This window comes from Microbacterium sp. SS28, assembly GCF_022761035.1.
Taxonomy (GTDB): domain Bacteria; phylum Actinomycetota; class Actinomycetes; order Actinomycetales; family Microbacteriaceae; genus Microbacterium.
Genome location: NZ_JAKWJP010000002.1, coordinates 249,664 through 272,203, shown reverse-complemented (window position 1 = coordinate 272,203; position 22,540 = coordinate 249,664). Strand labels below are relative to the sequence as shown.

The window sequence follows — 22,540 nt, the reverse complement described above, 5'->3', positions numbered from 1 at the left end:
GGATGGATGCCGTGGCGGCGCCGTTCCTCGATCCCGACGACATCCGTCGGCGGGCCGGGGGAGCGGGCTTCGAGCGCGGCGCCGCATACCACCGCGAAGGGATGGTCGCGCGAGCGACGTGGGACGAGGCATCCCGCACCCTCACCGGCATCGTGCGCGGCAGCGGCAGGAACACCTACCGCTGCACGATCCGCATCGACCCTCGGCATCGCACGGGACCCATCGCGTCGGCCGTCTGCTCGTGCCCCGTGGAAGCGGACTGCAAGCACACGGTCGCGACGATGCTCGCGAGCAACGAGCAGTCGGCGCCGCCGGCGATCGCGGCATCCGTCGTCGCATCGCCCGCCGTCGTGCTCGCACCCGCGATGCCGATGCCTGCACGGCCTGCGGCGCCCGCGGCGCCCCCGGCGCCCACGTGGCGCTCGCTGCTCGATCCGCCCGCGGTGCCGTCCGGCCCGCCGCTCGCGCTCGGCATCGAGCTGCGCCAGCGCGCGCCCTACCAGGAGCGCTCGTGGGCGCCGCGCCGCGTGGAGGCGGCCGAACCGCGCGCCCTGGCTGCGCGCCAGGACGATCTCTCACTCGCGATCCGCCCCCTGGTGCGCAGCGACGCGACGGGCGCCTGGATCAAGGGGAACGTGTCGTGGGATGCCGTGCGCCGGCCCGGCTCAGGGTTCCTGCACGAGCACGCCCGCTGGTTCGCACAGCTCGCCGACATCGCGATCGGCGCGCGCTCGCTCGGTCCGTACGCCGACCCTGGGGAGTGGATCGCGCTCGACACCGTCGACTCGGGGCTGCTGTGGCCGCACCTCGAGGCCGCAGCGGGATGCGGCATCCCGTTCGTCACGACGGCGAAGCGGCAGTCCGCCGTCCTCGCTGCGACCGCGTCGGCGTCGCTCGACATCGCCGCCGGCGCGGGCGGCGCGCTGCGGCTGAGCGCGCGGCTCACCGTCGACGGCGAACCCGTCGCGCACGCCGTCGTGCGGCCCATCGGCAGCCACGGCTTCTACGTCGCAGGGCTCGACGCCGACCCCATCCCCATCACGCTCGCGCCGTGCGAGCTGCCCGAGGCCGTCCGCACGCTGCTCCCGCTCCGCGACGGCGTCCTCGTCGCGCGCGACGAGAAGGACGAGTTCCTGCGCGACGCCGTCCCGAGGCTCCGACGGCGCACGACAGTGACGGCGGGCGCGGGGATCGCGCTTCCCCCCGCTTCCGAGCCGGTAGCGATCGTCACGGCGGCGTTCGGAACGGGCGACGTCGTCGACTACCGCATCGAGTGGTCGTATCCGGGCCTCACACGTCTGCCCTACGCCGCGGCCGCGCATCCCGATCGCGACGCAGCGGCGGAGGATCGGATCCGGGAGGCGCTCGAGGAGTCCTGGGGCTCGGCGCTGCCGTTCGCCCCGACGGGCCGGCTCGAGGGCGTCGATGCCGCCGAGCTCGCCGCCCGGACGCTGCCGGCCTGGCAGCAGCTCGACGGCGTGCGGATCGAGGGCAACGCGCCGCGGCGCACGTACACCGAGCTCACGGGCGACCCTGCCATCTCGCTGACCTCGGTCGAGACCACGGATCCCGACTGGTTCGATCTCGGGATCATCGTGACGATAGACGGGCGCAGCATCCCGTTCACGCCTCTCTTCACGGCCCTCGCGCGGGGCCGTGCCAAGCTGCTGCTCTCGGACGGCGCCTTCTTCTCGCTGCGTCACCCGGCGCTCGACCGGCTGAAAGAGCTGATCGACGAGGCCGCGGGCATCGCCGAGTGGGAGACGGCGCCTCGCATCAGCCGTTACCAGACCGACCTCTGGGCCGACTTCGAGGATCTCGCGGAAGAGGCGCAGCCGGCGCTCGCGTGGCGCTCGCTCGTCGAAGGGCTGCGCTCCGAGACGAGCGCCCCCTCGGCGCGACTGCCGGCCGGCGTGCTCGGGGAGCTGCGGCCGTACCAGCGTGCGGGGTTCGACTGGCTCGCCTTCCTGTGGAGCCACCGGCTGGGCGGGATCCTCGCCGACGACATGGGGCTCGGCAAGACGCTGCAGCTGCTGACCCTCGCCGCGCACGTCAAGGAGGGCGGCGAGCCGCGTCCTGTGCTTGTCGTGGCACCGACATCCGTCCTCCCGACGTGGGCGTCGGAAGCCGCGCGCTTCGTCCCGGGGCTCGCGGTGCGCACGATCGAGCAGACCTCCGGCAAGAGCGGCGTGCGGGTGACGGATGCCGCTGCCGGCGCCGACCTCGTCATCACGTCGTACGCGCTCGCGCGGCTCGACGCCGACGAGTTCGCGGCGGTCGACTGGGCGGTCGTGATCCTCGATGAGGCGCAGTTCGCGAAGAACCCGCAGACGAAGCTGCACCGCGCCCTCGCGCGGCTGCGCGCCGGGATGGTCGTCGCCGCGACCGGCACGCCGCTCGAGAACAGCCTGACCGACCTGTGGGCGCTTCTCGCGCTCACGGCGCCCGGACTCTTCCCCTCGGCGCGGCGCTTCCGCGAGGAGTACGTCAAGCCGATCGAGCAGGGCAAGGTGCCGGAGGACCAGGAGGGCGGCGCGTTCCGCTCGGCGCGGCTCGAGCGGCTCCGCCGTCGCATCCGTCCCCTCATGCTGCGCCGCACGAAGGAGCTCGTCGCGCCCGACCTGCCCGAGAAGCAGGAGCAGCTGCTGCGCGTTGCGCTCGATGCCGTGCACCGCGCCCTCTACGACCGCGCCCTCGCGCGCGAACGGCAGAAGGTTCTGGGCCTGCTCGACGACCTCGACCGCAACCGGTTCATCGTGTTCCGCTCGCTGACCCTCCTGCGGCTCATGAGCCTCGCGCCCGTGCTCGTCGATCCAGAACACGCGCACGTCGGCTCGACGAAGCTCGACGCCCTGCTCGAACGCATCGTCGAGGTCGCCGCCGAGGGGCACAGGGCTCTCGTGTTCAGCCAGTTCACGTCGTTCCTGACACTGGCGGCGGAGAGATTGGATGCCGCCGGCATCCGTCACGCGTACCTCGACGGGTCCACCCGGCGCCGGGCCGCCGTCATCGACGCCTTCCGTCGCGGCGACGAGCCCGTCTTCCTCATCAGTCTCAAGGCCGGCGGGTTCGGCCTCACGCTCACGGAGGCGGACTACGTGTTCGTGCTCGACCCGTGGTGGAACCCCGCGGCCGAGGCGCAGGCCGTGGACCGCACGCACCGGATCGGCCAGACCCGCACCGTCTTCGTCTACCGCATGATCGCCGCCGACACGATCGAAGAGAAGGTCATGGCGCTCCAGGAGCGCAAGGCGCGCCTTTTCCAGGCAGTCGTGGACGACGACGCCATGTTCTCGCAGGCGCTCACCGCCGACGACATCCGCGGCCTGCTGGAGGCCTGATCCCCGCCGCGCCAGATGGGGCGGCATGCGCCGCCCGCGTAGACTCGGGTGCTGGTTCTGAAGGGAGCGCTCATGCGGATCACGGGCCTCGGCCACGCCGGGATGTTCATCGAGACTCGGGGCGGCAGCATCCTGTGCGACCCCGTGATCGGTCCGACGTTCTTCGGATCGTGGTTCCCGTTCCCCGACAACCGGGGCCTGGACTGGGAGCGCTTCGGCAACGCCGACTTCCTCTACGTCTCGCACCGCCACCGCGACCACTTCGACCCCGCGCTCATGGAGCGCGTCGTGCCGAAGTCGATCAAAGTCCTGCTGCCCGACTACCCGACCGACGACCTCGAGCAGGACCTCCGCAGGCTCGGCTACGACAACATCGTCTACACGCAGGCGGGCGTGCCGCTCGAGTTCGGCGAACTCAAGCTCATGGTGACGCCGCTGCGCGCGCCCAGTGATGGACCCATCGGCGACTCGTCGCTCTCGGTGGACGACGGCACCGCCAGCATCCTGAACCAGAACGACTCGCACCCGCTCGATCTTGAGAAGCTGCTGTCGTTCTCGAAGCCGGAGGCGTATTTCACGCAGGTCTCGGGCGCGATCTGGTGGCCCATGGTCTACGACCTGCCGCAGGACGCCAAGCAGAACTTCGCGAAGCTCAAGCGGGACGCGCAGAACAAGCGCGCGCTCTACTACATCGAGAAGGTCGACGCCGAGCACGTCTTCCCGATGGCGGGACCGCCGATGTTCCTGCGCGAGGAGCTCTTCCGCTACAACGGCACGGGACTCGAGAGCGACTCGATCTTCACGGACCAGCGCGAGTTCCTCGCGCACATGGCCGTCGAGCGGCCCGCGCAGAAGGGCTACGAGTTCGTCCCCGGCACCGTCGTCGAGCTGTCCGACGGTGAATTGTCGGTCACGCAGACGCTGTACACGGATGCCGAGATCGACCGCTTCTTCGACGACAAGTGGGCCTACCTCGCCGAGCAGCGCGACACCCGGCAGGACGAGGTCGTGGCGGAAGAGGCATCCCGTGCCGCCGTCCTGCCGCCCGCCGAGATGCTCGCGGCGATCCAGGAATGGTGGGAGCCGCTGCTGCGCCGCGCGCGGACGATCCGCAACGGCGTGGGCGGCAACGTCCGGTTCCGCATCGGCGAGCTCGACATGGTCGTGGACTTCCCCAAGGCGAAGGTGCGCGAGTACGCGGGCGAAGAGTGCATCTACTGGTACACGATCCCCGCCGATCTCGTCTCGACGAACATCCGCGATCACGAGATCGACTGGTCGAATTCGATCTTCCTCTCGATGCAGTTCGAGGTGGGGCGCAGCGGCAAGTTCAACGAGTTCCTCACAACGTTCCTCAAGTGCCTCTCGCGCGACCGCATCGAGTACGTCGAGAACTGGTACGCGGAGCAGACCGACCAGACAGAGGACGCACAGCTCGGCGACTGGCAGGTGCAGCGCCGCTGCCCGCACCTCCGCGCCGACCTCACCAAGACCGGCAAGATCGAGGACGGCGTCCTGACGTGCTCACTGCACGACTGGAAGTGGGACCTCGCGAGCGGCAAGTGCCTCACCTCGCAAGGGCACCCCATCCGGGCGTCGCAGGTCGAGGACGACGCGGCGGTTCCGGCGGCGTAACCCGCCGAACCTCCCGCATCGCGACGATTCGCCGGGATCGGTGGGCTCGGCCCGTGCCTTCTGGCGACTCGTCAAAACGGGTCAGGTCGAGATCGGCCTCACCTCCCGTCTTCGAGGCTTGGAGCGCGGTCAGGTAGGAAGGGACGACACCTGGCCCAAGCGCGTGAGCTCCTAGACCCAACCAAACGACTACGTCATTTGGTATTCTGCGACGTGAGTGCCGTAACTTCGGGCACGGTGAGCTGACGCCACGTCTTCTTGGGCAGCGAGCGCGACGTCTATCAACGGAGTGGCTCATGCGTGGATTTCGCTTCTTTTCGGTCTCGATCACCCTGTCGCTTGTGGCCTGCTTGGGGTTGGCTGGGCAATCGGCGCAGGCGACCTTATCGTTCGAAGGTGCGGCTTCCAGCGTGGGAACTTCACCGTCTGGCCCTGTGCAGCGGTTGGCGGGTGCGGATCGGTATGAGACGTCGGCTGTGGTCAGTGCGAGCGTTTTCTCTCCGGGCGTTCCGGTCGCTTATGTTGCGGCTGGGGTGAATTTTCCTGACGCGTTGTCGGGTGCGGCTGCGGCGGGGGTGCTTGGTGGGCCTGTTCTCTTGACCGCGCCAGACTCGCTTTCGGCTGCGGTGCGGACTGAGCTGGCGCGTCTCAAGCCTGTGAAGATCGTCGTCCTAGGCGGTGCCGGGATGGTCTCGGAATCGGTGAGAACGCAGCTCGCGGCTTACACCAACAGTCCTGTGCAGCGGTTGGCGGGTGCGGATCGGTATGAGACGTCGGCTGTGGTCAGTGCGAGCGTTTTCTCTCCGGGCGTTCCGGTCGCTTATGTTGCGGCTGGGGTGAATTTTCCTGACGCGTTGTCGGGTGCGGCTGCGGCGGGGGTGCTTGGTGGGCCTGTTCTCTTGACCGCGCCAGACTCGCTTTCGGCTGCGGTGCGGACTGAGCTGGCGCGTCTCAAGCCTATGAAGATCGTCGTCCTAGGCGGAGCCGAGATGGTGAACGATTCTCTTCTCATCCAACTCGCGCCTTACTCGCACGGAGTCCCGGAGAACCGCGAGAAAGATGGATGGTTCACCGTGGCGATCTATCCAGACACACAGCAGGAGGTCTACACAGCCACGGACACGCGTTTCGTGGATCGATCGAAGTGGCTCGTTGCACATCAGGGTGCACTAGACCTCCGGTTCGTTGCGCACACGGGAGACGTCGTCAACTGGGACACGCCAAGCCATGAGCAGTACGTCATCGCGCGAGACGCGACCAGACCGCTGGACCAGGCGAGAATTCCCTACCAGCTGAGTATCGGCAACCACGACACCTACGCGACCGGCCCGGGTGGGTCGGCGCGCGAACCGGCTCGCACGTACGAATACCAACGCCTGACAACCACCTTCAACTCCTTCTGGCGCTCGTCGGACTACCTTGCCCTCTCGGGGCAATTCGAGCCCGGAAAGGTGGACAACACATACTCGACTTTCGACGCCGAAGGTGCCCATTGGCTCATCCTGAACCTGGAGCTGTGGCCCCGAGGCACGGTGGTGTCTTGGGCCGCAAGCGTCATCGCGTCGCACCCGCAATACAACGTCGTGATCCAGACCCACTCGTTCCTCAACGGCGACGCGCAGATCGACGGAGCGGGCCATTCCCAGCCGAAATGGGAGTACGGCGATTCGTCGCCTCAACGGGTCTACGACCTGCTCGTCGCGCCGTATGCCAACGTCAAGGTCGTTACCAGCGGGCACACCGGCGTGGCGATGTCGCGAGTCATCTCGACCGAGTCGGGGAATCGGGTCGCGTATCTGCTGCAGACGCTGCACTCCAACACCGCTAATCCCGTGCGATTGTCCCAGTTCGACGTAGTCGACGGCACAATCACCACGCAGGTATACGCGCCCCGCGACAACGCGACCTGGGATGTGAAGGTGCTTTCCGGCCTGACGTTCATACGAGGCTGAGGTACCCCATCCGAGGGCCTCCGTCGCCGGCGGCGTCCGGTAGGATCGACCGGAACCTAGAGCAACCTTTAACACCGTCCTGTGAGGCGGAGAAGGGAGCGGCGGATGAGCACGCGAACCGTGCTGCACGAGGCCGACATCACCCGGGCGCTGACTCGGATCTCCCACGAGATCCTCGAGTCCAACAAGGGCCCGGAGAATCTGGTCCTCCTCGGCATCCCCACTCGAGGTGTCGCCCTCGCCCACCGGATCGGCGCCCTCGTCGCGCAGTTCGGCGGACAGCCCGTGCCCGTCGGCGCCCTCGACGTCACGATGTACCGCGACGACCTGCACCGCAATCCGACGCGCGCCCCGCATCCGACGCAGATCCCGGCCGGCGGCATCGACGGCAAGACCGTCGTGCTCGTCGACGACGTGCTCTTCTCGGGACGCAGCATCCGTGCCGCCCTCGACGCGCTGCAGGACATCGGGCGCCCCGCCGCCGTGCGCCTCGCGACGCTGGTCGACCGCGGCCACCGCGAGCTGCCGATCCGCCCCGACTTCGTCGGCAAGAACCTGCCCAGCGCCCGCGACGAGCGCGTCAACGTGCGCCTGTCGGAGGTCGACGGCGCCGAGGAGGTGACGATCGAGTCATGAGGCACCTGCTCGACACCCAGACGCTCGCGCGCGAGGAGGCCCTTCGCATCCTCGACGTCGCCGAGGACATGGCCGACACGCAGCGGCGCGAGGTCAAGAAGCTCCCCACGCTGCGCGGCAAGACGGTCGTCAACCTCTTCTTCGAGGACTCGACCCGCACGCGCATCTCGTTCGAGGCCGCCGCGAAGCGCCTCTCCGCCGACGTCATCAACTTCTCGGCGAAGGGCTCGAGCGTCTCGAAGGGCGAGTCGCTCCAGGACACGGCGCAGACGCTGCAGGCGATGGGCGCCGACGCCGTCGTCATCCGCCACGGCGCCTCCGGCGCGCCGCGCACGCTCGCGACGAGCGGCTGGATCACGGCGGGAGTCGTCAACGCGGGCGACGGAACGCACGAGCACCCGACCCAGGCCCTGCTCGACGCCTTCACGATCCGCAAGCGCACATTCGGCGACGACAGCCGCGGACGCGACCTCGACGGCCTTCGCGTCACGATCGTGGGCGACATCCTGCACTCGCGCGTCGCCCGCTCGAACGTGTGGCTGCTGGCCTCGCTGGGAGCGCAGGTGACGCTCGTCGCGCCGCCGACCCTCGTTCCCCACGACGTCTCGGCCTGGCCCGCGCGCGTCGTGTACGACCTCGATGAGGCGATCGCCGAGGGCTGCGACGCGCTCATGATGCTGCGCATCCAGCTCGAGCGCATGCACGCCGCGTATTTCCCCACTGAACGGGAGTATTCCCGGCGGTGGGGGCTGGATGCGACTCGGCTCGCGGCGCTCGGCACCGGTAGCATGGTCATGCACCCGGGCCCGATGAACAGGGGTCTCGAGATCTCCGCCGACGCCGCCGATTCACCGCGCTCGACCGTGCTCGAGCAGGTGTCCAACGGGGTCTCGGTCCGCATGGCGGTGCTCTACCTGCTGCTTGCGGGCATGGACGAGAAGGAGAACGTGCAATGACAGAGGTTCTTCTGTTCCGCGGTGCCCGGCTCGAAGGCGGCGAAGCCGCCGACCTGCTCGTGGAGGACGGCGTCATCGCCGAAGTCGGCACGGGACTGAGCCGCTCCGGCGCGACAGTCGTCGACGCCGACGGACTCGTCGCGCTCCCCGGCCTCGTCGACCTGCACACGCACCTGCGCGAGCCCGGGTACGAGGCATCCGAGACGATCCTCACGGGGTCGCGTGCCGCGGCAGCGGGCGGCTACACGGCGGTCTTCGCGATGCCCAACACCTCGCCCGTCGCCGACACGGCCGGTGTCGTCGAGCAGGAGCTCGCCCTCGGCGAGGCCGCCGGGTACGTCACCGTCCAGCCGATCGGCGCCGTCACCGTCGGGCAGAAGGGCGAGCGCCTCGCCGAGCTCGGCGCGATGGCGGACTCCCGCGCCCGCGTCCGCGTCTTCAGCGATGACGGCTTCTGCGTGTGGGATCCGCTCATCATGCGCCGCGCGCTCGAATACGTGAAGGCTTTCGACGGCGTCATCGCGCAGCACGCGCAGGACCCGCGGCTCACGGAGGGCGCCCAGATGAACGAGGGCGCCGTCTCGGCCGAGCTCGGTCTCGCGGGCTGGCCGGCCGTCGCCGAGGAGTCGATCATCGCGCGCGACGTGCTCCTGGCCGAGCACGTCGGCTCGCGCCTGCACGTGTGCCACCTCTCGACCGCCGGGTCGGTCGAGATCATCCGGTGGGCGAAGAAGCGCGGTGTGAACGTGACAGCCGAGGTCACGCCGCACCACCTGCTCCTGACCGACGAGCTCGCGCGTGACTACGACGCGCGCTTCAAGGTCAACCCGCCGCTGCGCCGCGAAGAGGACGTCCTCGCCGTGCGCGAGGGCCTTGCGGACGGCACGATCGACATCGTCGCGACGGATCACGCACCGCATCCCGTCGAAGCGAAGGCGTGCGAGTGGCAGGCCGCCGCGAACGGCATGGTGGGGCTCGAGAGCGCCCTCCGCGTCGTGCAGCAGGCGATGGTCGACACGGGGCTCATCGTGTGGGCCGATGTCGCGCGCATCATGTCGCGCACGCCCGCGCGCATCGGGCGGCTCGAGGGCCACGGCACTCCGCTCAGCGCAGGGCACGCGGCATCCGTCACCTTCTACGACCCCGCTCCCGTGCGGGCCTTCTCGACAGGTGACCTCGCCGGCCGCAGCGTCAACTCGCCCTACCTCGGACGCGAACTGCCCGGCGAAGTGCGCTGGACGCTGCACCGCGGACGCCCGACCGTCGCCGAAGGAGCTCTGCTCGAGACGCCGGGAGTGCGCGCATGACCCAGCAGGGCGCCCTGCTGACGATGATCAGCATCGCGGCCGCGCTCCTCTTCTCTCTCGTGTGGGCGTGGATTCGACGCACGCGCCGCGACAGCGCGCTCACCGCGCCCGTGGGTGAGGTTCCGGCGAGAGCCGCCGTGCTGGCGGTCTTCCCTGGGCTGTACGTCGCCACCACGAAGCACGGCCAGCCGCTCGAGCGCCTCGCGATCCGGGGGCTGGGGTTCCGCTCCAAGGCGGACCTCACGATCACCGACGCCGGCGTGGCGCTCGACCTCACCGGCCAGCCGCGCGTGTTCCTCGACGTCTCCCGCATCGCCGGCGCCGCGCAGGCGACCGTCGCGATCGACCGCGTCGTCGAGCCCGACGGGCTCACCCGCATCGACTGGCGCACCGACGACGGCACGGTCGTCGACACCTACTTCCGACCCCAGGATGCTTCGGCCCGCGCTCTCGCGGACGCCGTGAGCGGCATCCTGATTCCGACCCCGACGGGAACCGACGCATGACCTCCCTGTTCCAGGCCGACCCCGCCGTCCTCGTGCTCGAGGACGGGACCCGACACGTCGGACGCGCCTACGGCGCGCACGGCACGACCCTCGGCGAAGTCGTCTTCTCGACCGGCATGACCGGCTACCAGGAGACGCTCACCGACCCCTCGTACGCAGGCCAGATCGTGCTGCAGACGGCGCCGCACATCGGAAACACCGGCATGAACGGCGAAGACCCCGAGTCGCGCCGCATCTGGGTCTCGGGCTACATCGTGCGCGACCCCTCGCGCGTCGTCTCCAACTGGCGCGCCGACGAGTCGCTCGACGACGCGCTCGTGAACGACGGCGTCGTGGGCATCAGCGGCATCGACACGCGCGCCGTGACGCGCCACATCCGCTCGGCGGGCAGCATGCGCGGCGGCATCTTCTCGGGCGAGGCCGCCGCCCTCGACCCCGAGGAGCAGCTGCGCCTCGTGACCGACGCTCCGCAGATGGCGGGCCAGAACCTCTCGGCGGCCGTCTCGGTCGCCTCGGCAGAGGTGACGGAGGCGACGGGGGAGCGCATCGGCAACCTCGCGGTGCTCGACCTCGGCGTCAAGCAGGCGACGATCGACAACCTCGCGGCGCGCGGCTTCGACGTCCACGTCCTTCCGCAGGATGTCACGATCGACGACATCCGTGCGATCGAGCCCGTCGCGGTCTTCTACTCGAACGGACCCGGCGACCCCGCCGCCTCGGGCGACCACGTGGAGCTCCTGCGCGGCGTCCTCGACGACGGGCTGCCCTTCTTCGGCATCTGCTTCGGCAACCAGCTGCTCGGCCGCGCGCTGGGCCTCGGAACGTACAAGCTCCCCTTCGGGCACCGCGGCATCAACCAGCCCGTGCTCGACAAGGCGACGGGCCGCGTCGAGATCACGGCGCACAACCACGGCTTCGCCGTCGACGCGCCGCTCGAAGGCGCTTTCGACAGCCCCAACGGCTATGGACGCGTCGAGGTGAGCCACGTGGGACTCAACGACCAGGTCGTCGAGGGCCTGCGGGCACTCGACATCCCCGCCTTCTCGGTGCAGTACCACCCCGAGGCCGCGGCCGGCCCGCACGACGCCAACTACCTCTTCGACCGCTTCCGGGACCTCGTTCTCGCCACGATCAAGGACAACAATGCCTAAGCGCGACGACATCAAGAGCGTCCTCGTCATCGGGTCCGGCCCGATCGTCATCGGCCAGGCGTGCGAGTTCGACTACTCCGGCACGCAGGCCTGCCGCGTGCTGCGCGAGGAGGGCGTGCGCGTCATCCTCGTCAACTCGAACCCGGCGACGATCATGACCGACCCGGACTTCGCCGACGCGACGTACATCGAGCCCATCAACTGGCGCGTCATCGAGACGATCATCGCGAAGGAGAAGCCCGACGCGATCCTCCCGACCCTCGGTGGCCAGACGGCGCTCAACGCGGCGATCGACCTGCACAAGAACGGCATCCTCGAGAAGTACGACGTCGAGCTGATCGGCGCCGACTTCGAGGCGATCAACAAGGGCGAGGACCGCCAGATCTTCAAGCAGCTCGTGCTGGATGCGGGAGCGGATGTCGCGGCATCCGTCATCTGCCACTCGATGGAGGAGCTGCTCGCCGGCGCCGAGCAGCTCGGCTACCCGCTCGTCGTGCGCCCGTCCTTCACGATGGGCGGCCTCGGCTCGGGCTTCGCCTACGACGAGGCCGACCTGCGCCGCATCGGCGGCGCGGGCCTGCACGACTCACCCACGACCGAGGTGCTCCTCGAGGAGTCGATCCTCGGCTGGAAGGAGTACGAGCTCGAGCTCATGCGCGACACGGCCGACAACACGGTCGTCGTGTGCTCGATCGAGAACGTCGACCCCGTCGGCGTCCACACGGGCGACTCGATCACCGTCGCGCCCGCGCTGACGCTCACCGACCGCGAGTACCAGAAGCTGCGCGACATCGGCATCGACATCATCCGCGCCGTCGGCGTCGACACGGGCGGCTGCAACATCCAGTTCGCCGTCGACCCGAAGACGGGCCGCATCATCGTCATCGAGATGAACCCGCGCGTCTCGCGGTCTTCGGCCCTCGCGTCGAAGGCGACGGGCTTCCCGATCGCCAAGATCGCCGCGAAGCTCGCGATCGGGTATCGCCTCGACGAGATCCCGAACGACATCACGAAGGTCACGCCCGCGAGCTTCGAGCCGACGCTCGACTACGTCGTCGTCAAGGTGCCGCGGTTCAACTTCGAGAAGTTCCCGGCCGCCGACGTCACGCTCACGACGACCATGAAGTCGGTCGGCGAGGCGATGGCGATCGGCCGCAACTACGCGACGGCGCTGCAGAAGGCGCTCCGCTCGCTCGAGAAGCGGGGATCGAGCTTCCACTGGGGCGACGAGCCGCGCTCGGTCGACGAGCTGCTCGAGATCGCGAAGACCCCGACCGACGGCCGCATCATCGTCGTGCAGCAGGCGCTGCGCAAGGGCGCGACGATCGAGCAGCTCTTCGACGCGACGGCGATCGATCCGTGGTTCCTCGACCAGATCGTCCTGATCAACGAGGTGGCGGAGTTCGTCCGCACGGCAGGGGAGCTGGATGCCGCGACCCTGCGCGTCGCGAAGGAGCACGGCTTCAGCGACGCGCAGATCGGGCAGCTCCGCGGCGACTCCGAGCAGGAGGTGCGCGGCGTCCGCCATGGGCTCGGCATCCGTCCCGTCTTCAAGACCGTCGACACCTGCGCCGGCGAGTTCCCCGCGCTCACCCCGTACCACTACTCGAGCTACGACTTCGAGACCGAGGTGACGCCCTCGGAGCGCACGAAGATCGTCATCATCGGCTCGGGGCCCAACCGCATCGGGCAGGGCGTCGAGTTCGACTACTCGTGTGTCCACGCGTCCTTCGCGCTCGCCGACGCCGGCTACGAGACCGTCATGGTCAACTGCAACCCCGAGACCGTCTCGACCGACTACGACACGTCCGACCGGCTGTACTTCGAGCCGCTCACGCTCGAGGACGTCCTCGAGGTGCTGCACGCCGAGGCGCGCTCGGGCGAGATCCTCGGCGTGATCTGCCAGCTCGGCGGCCAGACGCCGCTGGGCCTCGCGAAGGGCATCGAGGAGGCGGGATACCGGATCCTCGGCACGAGCCCCGCCGCGATCGACCTCGCGGAGGAGCGCGCGCTCTTCAGCGGAATCCTGGATTCCGCAGGCCTCGTCGCACCCCGCCACGGCACGGCGACGGACGAGGCAGGCGCGATCGCGATCGCGGAGGAGATCGGGTTCCCCGTCCTCGTGCGCCCGTCGTTCGTCCTCGGCGGACGCGGCATGGAGATCGTCTACGACACCCCGAGCCTGCGCGACTACTTCGTCCGCACGGCGGGCGAGGTCGTCATCGAGCCCGGCAAGCCCCTGCTCGTGGACCGCTTCCTCGATGACGCCGTCGAGATCGACGTCGACGCGCTGTTCGACGGCGACGAGCTCTACATCGGCGGCGTCATGGAGCACCTCGAGGAGGCCGGCATCCACTCCGGCGACTCGAGCTGCACGCTCCCGCCGATCTCGCTCGGCCGCACCGAGATCGACCGCGTTCGCACCGCGACGCACGCGATCGCCGAGGGCGTCGGCGTGCGCGGACTGCTCAACGTGCAGTTCGCCGTGAGCGCCGGCGTGCTCTACGTCATCGAGGCGAACCCGCGTGCCTCGCGCACCGTCCCGTTCGTGTCGAAGGCGCTCGGCATCCCGCTCGCGAAGGCCGCCGCGCGCATCATGGCCGGTGCGTCGATCGCCGAGCTGAAGGCCGAGGGCCTCCTGCCCGAGAGCGACGGCTCGCGCGTGCCGCTCGACGCGCCCGTCGCCGTCAAGGAGGCGGTGCTGCCCTTCAAGCGGTTCCGCACGAAGGACGGCCTCATGGTCGACTCGGTGCTCGGACCCGAGATGCGCTCGACAGGCGAGGTCATGGGCATCGACCGCGACTTCCCGACCGCGTTCGCGAAGAGTCAGGATGCCGCGTACGGGGGCATGCCGCTCGAGGGCACCGTGTTCATCTCGGTCGCCGACGACGACAAGCGCGCCGTCATCCTGCCGGCGCACCGCCTGCAGGAGCTCGGGTTCACGCTCGTCGCGACCGAGGGCACGGCCGAGATCCTCGCCCGCAACGGCATCGCGGTCGAGGTCGTGAGCAAGTACTCCGAGACGCAGGCCAGCGGCGAGACGAACATCGTCGACCTCATCAACGCGGGCAAGATCGACATGATCGTCAACACGCCGAGCGGTGGTGCCGCGCGCGCCGACGGCTACGAGATCCGCGCGGCGGCCGTCGCGGCCGACAAGGCGCTGTTCACGACCATGGCGGTGCTCGGCGCCGCCGTGAGCGCCCTGCCGGTGCTGCGCGAGGGCTTCAAGGTCAGGAGCCTCCAGGAGTACGCGCTCGACCGGGCGGGGCGCGCGTGACCGCTGAGCGGGTCGAAGCGTTCGGCGCACGGCTGACTGCCGCGTTCGCGCAGCACGGGCCGCTCTGCGTCGGGATCGACCCGCATACGCAGCTCCTGAAGGAGTGGGGGCTGGATGCCTCGGGCAAGGGCCTCCGCGAGTTCGGACTGCGCGTCGTGGACGCAGCGTCCGGGCGCGTCGGCGTCGTCAAGCCGCAGGTCGCCTTCTTCGAGCGCGCAGGTGCCGCCGGGTACGCGGCTCTCGAGGAGGTCATCGCGGCGGGACGTGCCGCGGGCCTCATCGTGATCGCGGACGCGAAGCGCGGCGACATCGGCACGACGATGGACGGCTACGCGGCCGCCTGGCTCGAGCCGGGTTCCCCGCTCGAGTCGGACGCCGTCACGGTGAGCCCGTACCTCGGCCCCGAGTCGCTGCGCGGCACGCTGACCCTCGCCGTCCGCGGCGGGAAGGGCGTCTTCGTCCTCGCCGCGACGAGCAACCCCGAGGCGGCGTCGCTGCAGACCGCGCACACGACGGATGTCGCGGCCGGTGACGGCGAGACCGTCGCGGCGCGCGTCGCCCGCGACATCGCGTGGGTCAACGGCTCGGCCGCGTTCGGTGGCGGGCTCGGCCCCGTGGGCCTCGTGGTGGGCGCGACGGTGGACCGGCTCGAGTTCGGGCTGACGGACGACGTCCTGCGCGGCGCGCCGATCCTCGCGCCCGGCTTCGGTGCGCAGGGCGCCGACCCGGCCGACCTCCCGGCGCTCTTCGGAGAGCTCGCGCCGAACGTGATCGCGTCCGAGAGTCGCAGCATCCTCTCGGCCGGCCCGGATGGGCTCGTCGCGCGCATCGAGGAGCGGGCCGCCCTGTACCGTGGGGGGTCCCATGCCTGACGCACAGCATCCTCCCGAGGTCGACCGGGCCGCGGCATCCCGTCGCGCCGTCGCCGCGCGGCGTGCGCGTGCGGCTCTCAAGCAGGACGTCGCCATGCGTGTCCTCACGCCGCAGCAGCTGCTGCGGCGCGCGTTCGAGGATCCCGCGTCGCCCGCCGGCACGATGCGCGTCACGGAGTTCCTGACCGCGATCCCCGCGATCGGCGAGGGCAAGCGCGACCGGATCCTCGCGCAGCTGAGCATCTCGCCCGTCAAGCGGCTCGGCGGCCTCGGCGCCCGCCAGCGCCGTGCGCTCGAGGCTTTCCTCGACGAGCGCTGGCCCGAACTTCAGCCCCGCAGCGGCCGCAGCCGTCTCGTCGTGCTCGCAGGGCCGACGGCGGTCGGCAAGGGCACCGTCGCGGCGCACATCAAGCGGGAGCATCCCGAGATCCACCTGTCGGTGTCCGCCACGACGCGCGCTCCGCGCCCCGGCGAGACCGAGGGCGAGCACTACTACTTCGTCGACGACGCGGAGTTCGACCGCCTCATCGCGGACGACGAGCTGCTCGAGCACGCGACGGTGCACAACCGCTTCCGCTACGGCACGCCCCGCCGGCCGATCGAGAAGGCCCTCGACGAGGGCCGGAGCGTCCTGCTCGAGATCGACCTGCAGGGTGCGCGCCAGGTGCGGGCGGCCGAGCCGTCCGCGACCCTCGTCTTCTTGCTGCCGCCGAGCTGGGACGAGCTCGTGCAGCGCCTCGTCGGCCGCGGCACGGAGGGCGCCGAGGAGCGCAGTCGCCGACTGCGCACCGCCAAGGTCGAGCTCGCGGCCCAGCACGAGTTCGACTTCCTCGTCGTCAACGACGAAGTCGGCCACGCCGCCGAAGAGGTCGTCGCCCTCACGCGGTAGACTGTCTGTTTGGGCGCGCGCCGGGTGACGCGTGCCGTACGTCTTCCACCGACATCCGCCCCCGAACCAGGAGGTTCCCCCATGGCCGGAACGAACCAGGGCATCATCGAGCCCCCCATCGACAACCTGCTCGGCAAGGTCGACTCGAAGTACCAGCTCGTGATCTACGCGTCCAAGCGCGCGCGCCAGATCAACGACTACTACTCCGACCTGCACGAGGGCAACCTCTTCGACAACGTGGGCCCGCTCGTCGACTCCACCGTCGAGGACAAGCCGCTCACGATCGCGCTCCACGAGATCAACGAAGACAAGCTCCGCCTCCGCTCGGTCGAGTAAGTCCGGCGTGTGACGCCCCGCGGCGCCTGACGCCGCGATGTCGGGGCCTGCCCTCAGACTGGGGGCGGGCCGCACCCGTAACGATCCTGGAGCCTCGATGTCCGCACTGCGTCTGTTCACCTCCGAGTCCGTCACCGAGGGGCATCCCGACAAGATCTGCGACCAGATCTCGGACTCGATCCTCGATGCGCTGCTCGAGGTCGATCGCGACAGCCGCGTCGCGGTCGAGACGCTCGTCACGACGGGACTCGTCCACGTCGCGGGCGAGGTCCGCACCGAGGGCTACGTCGACATCCCGGGCATCGTCCGCCGCGTCGTGAACGGCATCGGCTACACGTCGAGCGACACGGGCTTCGACGGCGACTCGTGCGGCGTCAGCGTGTCGATCGGCGAGCAGTCCGGCGACATCGCCGCGGGTGTCGACACGGCGATCGAGCACCGCGAGGGCGGCTCCGACGACCCGATCGACGAGCTCGGCGCCGGCGACCAGGGCATCATGTTCGGCTACGCGACGAACGAGACGCCGCAGCTCATGCCGATGGCGATCTGGACGGCGCACCGCATCGCCGAGAGGCTCGCCGCCGCCCGCAGGTCCGGAGCGCTGCCGTTCCTCCGCCCCGACGGCAAGACGCAGGTCACCCTCGGCTACGACGGCGCCGTCCCGCGCACCGTCGAGGCCGTCGTCGTCTCGACGCAGCACAACCCCGACATCTCGATCGCCGCGCTCCGCGCCGCGGTGCAGGCCGAGGTGATCGACCCCGTGCTCGCGCAGACGGGCCTGTCGCTCGACGGCGTGAAGTACCACATCAACCCGGCCGGCGACTTCGTCACGGGCGGCCCGAAGGGCGACGCGGGTCTCACGGGCCGCAAGATCATCATCGACACCTACGGCGGCGCCTCGCGGCACGGCGGCGGCGCCTTCAGCGGCAAGGACCCGTCGAAGGTCGACCGCTCGGCCGCGTACGCGATGCGCTGGGTCGCCAAGAACGCCGTCGCAGCGGGCCTTGCGGATCGACTCGAGGTGCAGGTCGCGTACGCGATCGGCAAGGCGAACCCCGTCGGGCTCTACGTCGAGTCGTTCGGCACGGGTCACATCGACGACGAGACGATCACGAAGGCCATCACGAGCGTCTTCGACCTGCGCCCCAAGGCGATCATCGACGAGCTCGACCTCCTGCGTCCGATCTACGCGCAGACGGCGACCTACGGCCACTTCGGGCGCGAGCTGCCCGACTTCACGTGGGAGCGCACCGACCGCGTCGAGGAGCTCCGCGCCGCGGCCGGCCTGTGAGCCGGTCCTCGCTCACCCCGGCCTTGACATGGCTCTCGGCGCGCGCAGGGCGCTGACGTGACCGCGCGGCCCGTGGCGCGAGTCCTCCTGGATTCGCCGCTGCCGCAGCTCGACCGTCTCTTCGACTACGCCATCCCGCCCGAGTGGGAGCAGGACGCCCAGCCGGGTGTCCGCGTGCGCGTGCCGCTGCGCTCGGCCGGTCGCGTCGTCGACGGGTTCCTCGTCGAGCGCGGCGAGCCCGAGACGGGGGACCGTCCGCTCTCCGAGCTCGACGCCGTCCTCTCGCCCGTCCCCGTCCTGCCGCACCGGCTGTACACGCTCGCTCGCCGCGCCGCCGACCGTGCGTCGGGGTCGGCGTCCGACATCCTGCGTCTCGTCGTGCCCAAGCGCATGGTGCGCGCCGAGAAGGCGTGGGTCGCGACGCCGACTCGGGATGCCCCGGCCGTGCCGGCCGCGAGTGCTGAGTGGGCCGGGGGAGTGCTCGCGGCGTTCCCGGGCCTCGCCGACGGCGTGGCGCAGGGCGCACGCCTCGCGGTCGAGGCTCCTGCGCGTGTCGCGCAGGTCGCGACGGGCGACGGCGGATGGGTCGGCGCGTGGGCCGAGCTGCTCGCGGCCGCCGCCGTCTCGACGCTCGCCGCGGGGCGCAGCGCCGTGCTCGTCGTCCCCGACCATCGCGACCAGGCGCAGCTCGAGCACGCCCTCGCCGGCCTCGTCCCCGCCGAGGCGGTCATCCGGCTCGACGCCCGCCAGGCGTCGCCCGCGCGCTACGCCGGATTCCTGCGCACGCTCGACCCTGTCCCGTGCATCGTGGTCGGCAATCGCTCGGCGGTCTACGCACCTGTGCACGCGCCGGGCCTGATCGCGGTGTGGGATGACGGCGACCCGCTCCTCGACGAGCCCCTGAGCCCCGGCGTGCACGCGCGCGACGCCGCCCTGCTCCGGCAGGAGCTCGACGCCTGCGCGCTGCTGTTCGCGGGCCACACACGCACGACCGACGTCGAGCGGCTCATCGGCGTGGGCTGGGTGCGCGATGTGCCGCCCGCGCGGCGAGGAAGCCCCCGCGTCGTCCTCAGCGCGACGCGCGAAGGCGAGTCGCGGGGCGCGCGGGTGCCCTCCGCGGCCTTCGCGGCCGCCCGCGAGGCGCTGCGCTCGGGGCCCGTCCTCGTCCAGGTCGCGCGTCCCGGATACTCGCCCGTCCTGGTGTGCGCGGAATGCCGGCGGCCCGCCCGCTGCGAGCACTGCGCGGGCCCCCTGCACGCGGCCCGGCCGGGTGCCGTGCCGACGTGCGGATGGTGCGGCCGCTCCGCGAACGGATGGGCGTGCCCGCACTGCGAGTCCACCCGGGTGCGGATGGCCTCCTCGGGCAGCGAGCGCACCGCCGATGAGCTCGGCCGCGCGTTCGCCGGCATCCGGATCATCGTCGCCGACGGCGACCACCCGGTCACTCACGTCGACGCGCGCCCCGCACTCGTCGTCGCGACCCGCGGCGCCGAGCCGATCGCCGAGGGCGGCTATCGCGCCGTCATCCTGCTGGACGGCGAGCGGATGCTGCTGGCCGACGATCTGCGGATCGGCGAGTCGTGCCTGCGCTGGTGGATGAACGCGGCAGCCCTGTCGGCGGCGAACGCCCCCGTGCACCTCGTGGGCGTCACTGGCTCCGTGGCGCGCGCTCTCGCGACGTGGACGCCCGCCGCCTACGCGCGCTCCGAGCTCGCCGACCGAGCGCCGCTGCGGATGCCGCCCGCCGTCCGTGTCGCGGTCCTCGAGGGTCCCTCCACGTCGGTGACGGCGGCCCTCGCGGCGGTCCGGGATGCCGCGCCCGATCTCGGGGCGCAGGATCTGCTCGGACCCGTCGCCCGCGACGACGACACCGTGCGCGCGCTCGTCCGCTTCGACTACGGGCAGGGCGGGCGCGTCACCGAGAGCCTGCGCTCTTCGGTCGTCGCCGATGCGCTGCGTGCGCGCAAGAACGCGCGCGGGAGGACGCCCGGCGCTCGCAATACACTCAGAGTGCGGGTCGACGTGCCCGACCTCGACCTGTGAGGAGCGCCATGCGCCTCGTCTTCGCCGGGACCCCGGATGCCGCGGTCCCGACGCTCCGCCGCCTTGCCGCCTCCGACCACGATGTCGTCGCGGTCGTCACGCGCACGGACGCGCCGCTCGGGCGCAAGCGCGTCCTGACGCCGTCTCCCGTCGCGCAGGCCGCCGGGGAGCTCGGCATCCCGACGATCAAGGCCGACCGCCTCGACGACGCGGCGACCGGGGCGATCGGCGCGTTCGCCCCCGACCTGGGCGTCATCGTCGCGTACGGCGGGCTCGTCCGCGAGCCGCTCCTGTCGCTGCCCGGGCACGGCTGGATCAATCTGCACTTCTCCCTGCTGCCGCGCTGGCGCGGAGCCGCCCCCGTGCAGCGCGCGCTCATCGCAGGCGACGCCGAGACGGGTGCGGCGGTGTTCCAGCTCGTGCCCGCCCTCGATGCGGGCGACGTCTTCGCGCAGCTGCGCATCCCGACGCCCGAGGGCGTGACGGCCGGTGAGCTGCTCGCCGATCTCGCCGTGCGCGGTGCGGACCTCGTGAGCGAGGTCGTGGACGGGATCGCCGCCGGCACGGCCCAGGCGCGCGCTCAGACGGGCGAACCCACCCACGCCGCGAAGCTCGGTCTCGAGGATGGCCGCATCCGCTGGCGCGAACCGCGGGAAGCCGTCCTCTCGCGCGTGCGCGGCGTGACCCCCGAGCCGGGCGCGCACACGACCCTCGACGGTGCGCGCCTCAAGGTTCTCGCGGCGGCGCCCGCCCCCGCGGGAGCCGAGCGCCTCTCTCCGGGCGAGCTCGCCCTCGTGGGACGCGACGTGCACGCGGGGACCGCGACCGACCCGATCGTGCTCGAGACCGTCCAGCCCGCCGGCAAGGGCGCGATGCGCGCCCCCGACTGGTGGCGCGGGATGCGCGCCGAGGGTCGGGTGGTCGCGGAATGAGCGCCAGCGCACCCCGCCGCGTCGCACACGACGTGCTGCAGGCGGTCGGCGAGTCCGACGCCTACGCCAATCTGCTGCTGCCCACCGCGATCGCGCGGGCTCAGCTCTCGACGGCCGACGCCGCCCTGGCGACGGAGCTCACCTACGGCACTCTCCGTCGCCGCGGCACGTACGACGCCGTGATCTCGATCGCCGCCGATCGTCCCGTGCAGGAGATCGACGCCGCCGTCATCGACGCGCTCCGCCTCGGGGTGCACCAGCTGCTCTCGACGCGCGTCGCGTCGCATGCCGCCGTCCACGAGTCGGTCGAGCTCGTCCGTGGAGCGGGTCGCGGTGCAACGGGCTTCGTCAACGCCGTCCTGCGCCGCATCTCACGCGACACGCCGGGGGACTGGATGACGCGAGTAGAGCAGTCGGCGCGCTCCGAGGACGAGCGCCTCGGCCTGGTCTACTCGCACCCCGTGTGGATCGTCCGCGCCTTCCGGCGCGCCCTCGCCGCCGAGGGGCGTGCCGACGAGCTGGAGGCCCTCCTGACGGCCGACAACGCCTCGCCGCGCGTCACGATGGCCGCCCTTCCCGGACTCGCCGAGGTCCCCGACGACGCCCGGCACACGCCCTACTCTCCGCTCGGCTTCCGGCTCGGCGGCGGCGATCCCGAGGGGCTCGTGACGGGCTCCGGCGGCCGCGTGCGCGTGCAGGACGAAGGGTCGCAGCTCGCGGCGCTCGCTCTGACGCGCGCCGAGCCCGTCCGCCCCGGCGAGCGCTGGCTCGACCTGTGCGCGGGCCCCGGCGGCAAGACCGCCGTGCTGGCCGCCGAGGCGCTGGCCGGGGGCGCGCTGCTCGAGGCGAACGAGATCTCACCCGCCCGCGCGGGGCTCGTGCGGCGCGCGATCGCGGGCGTCCCGCTCGAGGTGGACGTGTCCGAAGAGGACGGCCGGTTCCGTGCCGCCGACACTCCCGGGCTCTACGACCGCATCCTCGTCGACGCGCCGTGCACGGGGCTGGGCGCGCTGCGCCGGCGGCCCGAGGCGCGCTGGCGCAAGTCGCCCTCCGACGTCCCGTCGCTCACCGAACTGCAGACCGAGCTCCTCTCGGCCGCGGTCCTGGCGCTCCGCCCCGGCGGGATCGTCGCGTACATCACGTGCTCGCCGCATCTCGCAGAGACGTCCGGTGTCGTCGCCGAGGTGCGACGCGCATTCGGCTCGTCGCTCGAGGAGGTCGACGCGCGGGCTGTCGTCGCGCGCGTCGCGTCGACCGACCCGCGGCTGCCGGCGCAGGCCGACGGCTCGCTGCGCGCGCAGCTCTGGCCGCACCGCCACAACACCGACGCGATGTCGATCTCGCTCCTGCGGCGCGTCTGACCAGCGCGCTCCGCTCAATCAGCAGATTCCGCCGAGACCGAGCCGCACGTCA

The 22,540-nt window shown here is 71.0% G+C and carries 16 protein-coding genes; all 16 read left to right on the top strand.

What is annotated here, in order from left to right:
* Positions 1–11: 11 nt before the first annotated feature.
* The 16 genes from MJ607_RS06580 to MJ607_RS06505 all read left to right on the top strand — a co-directional run bounded on the left by MJ607_RS06580 (position 12) and on the right by MJ607_RS06505 (position 22,488).
* Positions 12–3,341 carry a DEAD/DEAH box helicase gene (locus tag MJ607_RS06580; protein WP_243074774.1) on the top strand — a complete coding sequence of 1,110 codons (3,330 nt, stop codon included), beginning with the start codon at positions 12–14 and terminating at the stop codon, positions 3,339–3,341.
* Positions 3,342–3,413: 72 nt separating this feature from the next.
* A complete protein-coding gene (locus MJ607_RS06575) occupies positions 3,414–4,976 on the top strand; it encodes a Rieske 2Fe-2S domain-containing protein (protein ID WP_243075272.1) in 1,563 nt (520 codons plus the stop codon).
* Positions 4,977–5,272: 296 nt separating this feature from the next.
* A complete protein-coding gene (locus tag MJ607_RS06570) occupies positions 5,273–6,928 on the top strand; it encodes a cell wall-binding repeat-containing protein (RefSeq protein WP_243074773.1) in 1,656 nt (551 codons plus the stop codon).
* A gap of 105 nt (positions 6,929–7,033) precedes the next feature.
* Positions 7,034–7,564 (top strand): bifunctional pyr operon transcriptional regulator/uracil phosphoribosyltransferase PyrR, encoded by a 531-nt coding sequence (gene pyrR / locus MJ607_RS06565; protein WP_243074772.1) that lies wholly within the window; start codon positions 7,034–7,036, stop codon positions 7,562–7,564.
* A complete protein-coding gene (locus MJ607_RS06560; RefSeq protein WP_243074771.1) occupies positions 7,561–8,520 on the top strand; it encodes an aspartate carbamoyltransferase catalytic subunit in 960 nt (319 codons plus the stop codon). Before pyrR ends, MJ607_RS06560 begins: the two co-directional genes overlap by 4 nt.
* Complete coding sequence (locus tag MJ607_RS06555) at positions 8,517–9,827, top strand: dihydroorotase (protein ID WP_243074770.1); 1,311 nt, start codon at positions 8,517–8,519, stop codon at positions 9,825–9,827. Before MJ607_RS06560 ends, MJ607_RS06555 begins: the two co-directional genes overlap by 4 nt.
* Entirely contained in the window at positions 9,824–10,333 is a 510-nt protein-coding gene (locus MJ607_RS06550; protein WP_243074769.1) for a hypothetical protein, read from the top strand. Before MJ607_RS06555 ends, MJ607_RS06550 begins: the two co-directional genes overlap by 4 nt.
* Positions 10,330–11,484, top strand: a complete 1,155-nt coding sequence (carA, locus tag MJ607_RS06545) for a glutamine-hydrolyzing carbamoyl-phosphate synthase small subunit (RefSeq protein WP_243074768.1) — start codon at positions 10,330–10,332, stop codon at positions 11,482–11,484. The genes MJ607_RS06550 and carA overlap by 4 nt, the downstream gene beginning before the upstream one ends.
* Positions 11,477–14,764, top strand: a complete 3,288-nt coding sequence (carB, locus tag MJ607_RS06540) for a carbamoyl-phosphate synthase large subunit (protein WP_243074767.1) — start codon at positions 11,477–11,479, stop codon at positions 14,762–14,764. Before carA ends, carB begins: the two co-directional genes overlap by 8 nt.
* A complete protein-coding gene (pyrF, locus tag MJ607_RS06535; protein ID WP_243074766.1) occupies positions 14,761–15,636 on the top strand; it encodes an orotidine-5'-phosphate decarboxylase in 876 nt (291 codons plus the stop codon). The genes carB and pyrF overlap by 4 nt, the downstream gene beginning before the upstream one ends.
* Positions 15,629–16,525, top strand: coding sequence for a guanylate kinase (gmk, locus tag MJ607_RS06530; protein ID WP_243074765.1), 897 nt, complete (start codon positions 15,629–15,631; stop codon positions 16,523–16,525). The genes pyrF and gmk overlap by 8 nt, the downstream gene beginning before the upstream one ends.
* Positions 16,526–16,606: 81 nt before the next feature.
* A complete protein-coding gene (gene rpoZ / locus MJ607_RS06525; protein WP_243074764.1) occupies positions 16,607–16,861 on the top strand; it encodes a DNA-directed RNA polymerase subunit omega in 255 nt (84 codons plus the stop codon).
* Positions 16,862–16,958: 97 nt separating this feature from the next.
* Entirely contained in the window at positions 16,959–18,152 is a 1,194-nt protein-coding gene (metK, locus tag MJ607_RS06520) for a methionine adenosyltransferase (protein ID WP_243074763.1), read from the top strand.
* A 57-nt stretch (positions 18,153–18,209) separates the two neighbouring features.
* Positions 18,210–20,195, top strand: coding sequence for a primosomal protein N' (locus MJ607_RS06515; protein ID WP_243074762.1), 1,986 nt, complete (start codon positions 18,210–18,212; stop codon positions 20,193–20,195).
* Between the two features lie 8 nt (positions 20,196–20,203).
* On the top strand, positions 20,204–21,127 hold the full coding sequence (fmt, locus tag MJ607_RS06510; protein WP_243074761.1) for a methionyl-tRNA formyltransferase: 924 nt from the start codon (positions 20,204–20,206) through the stop codon (positions 21,125–21,127).
* The gene (locus MJ607_RS06505) at positions 21,124–22,488 is read left to right on the top strand and encodes an RsmB/NOP family class I SAM-dependent RNA methyltransferase (protein WP_243074760.1); all 1,365 of its coding nucleotides are present in this window, start codon (positions 21,124–21,126) and stop codon (positions 22,486–22,488) included. The genes fmt and MJ607_RS06505 overlap by 4 nt, the downstream gene beginning before the upstream one ends.
* Positions 22,489–22,540 lie beyond the last annotated feature (52 nt).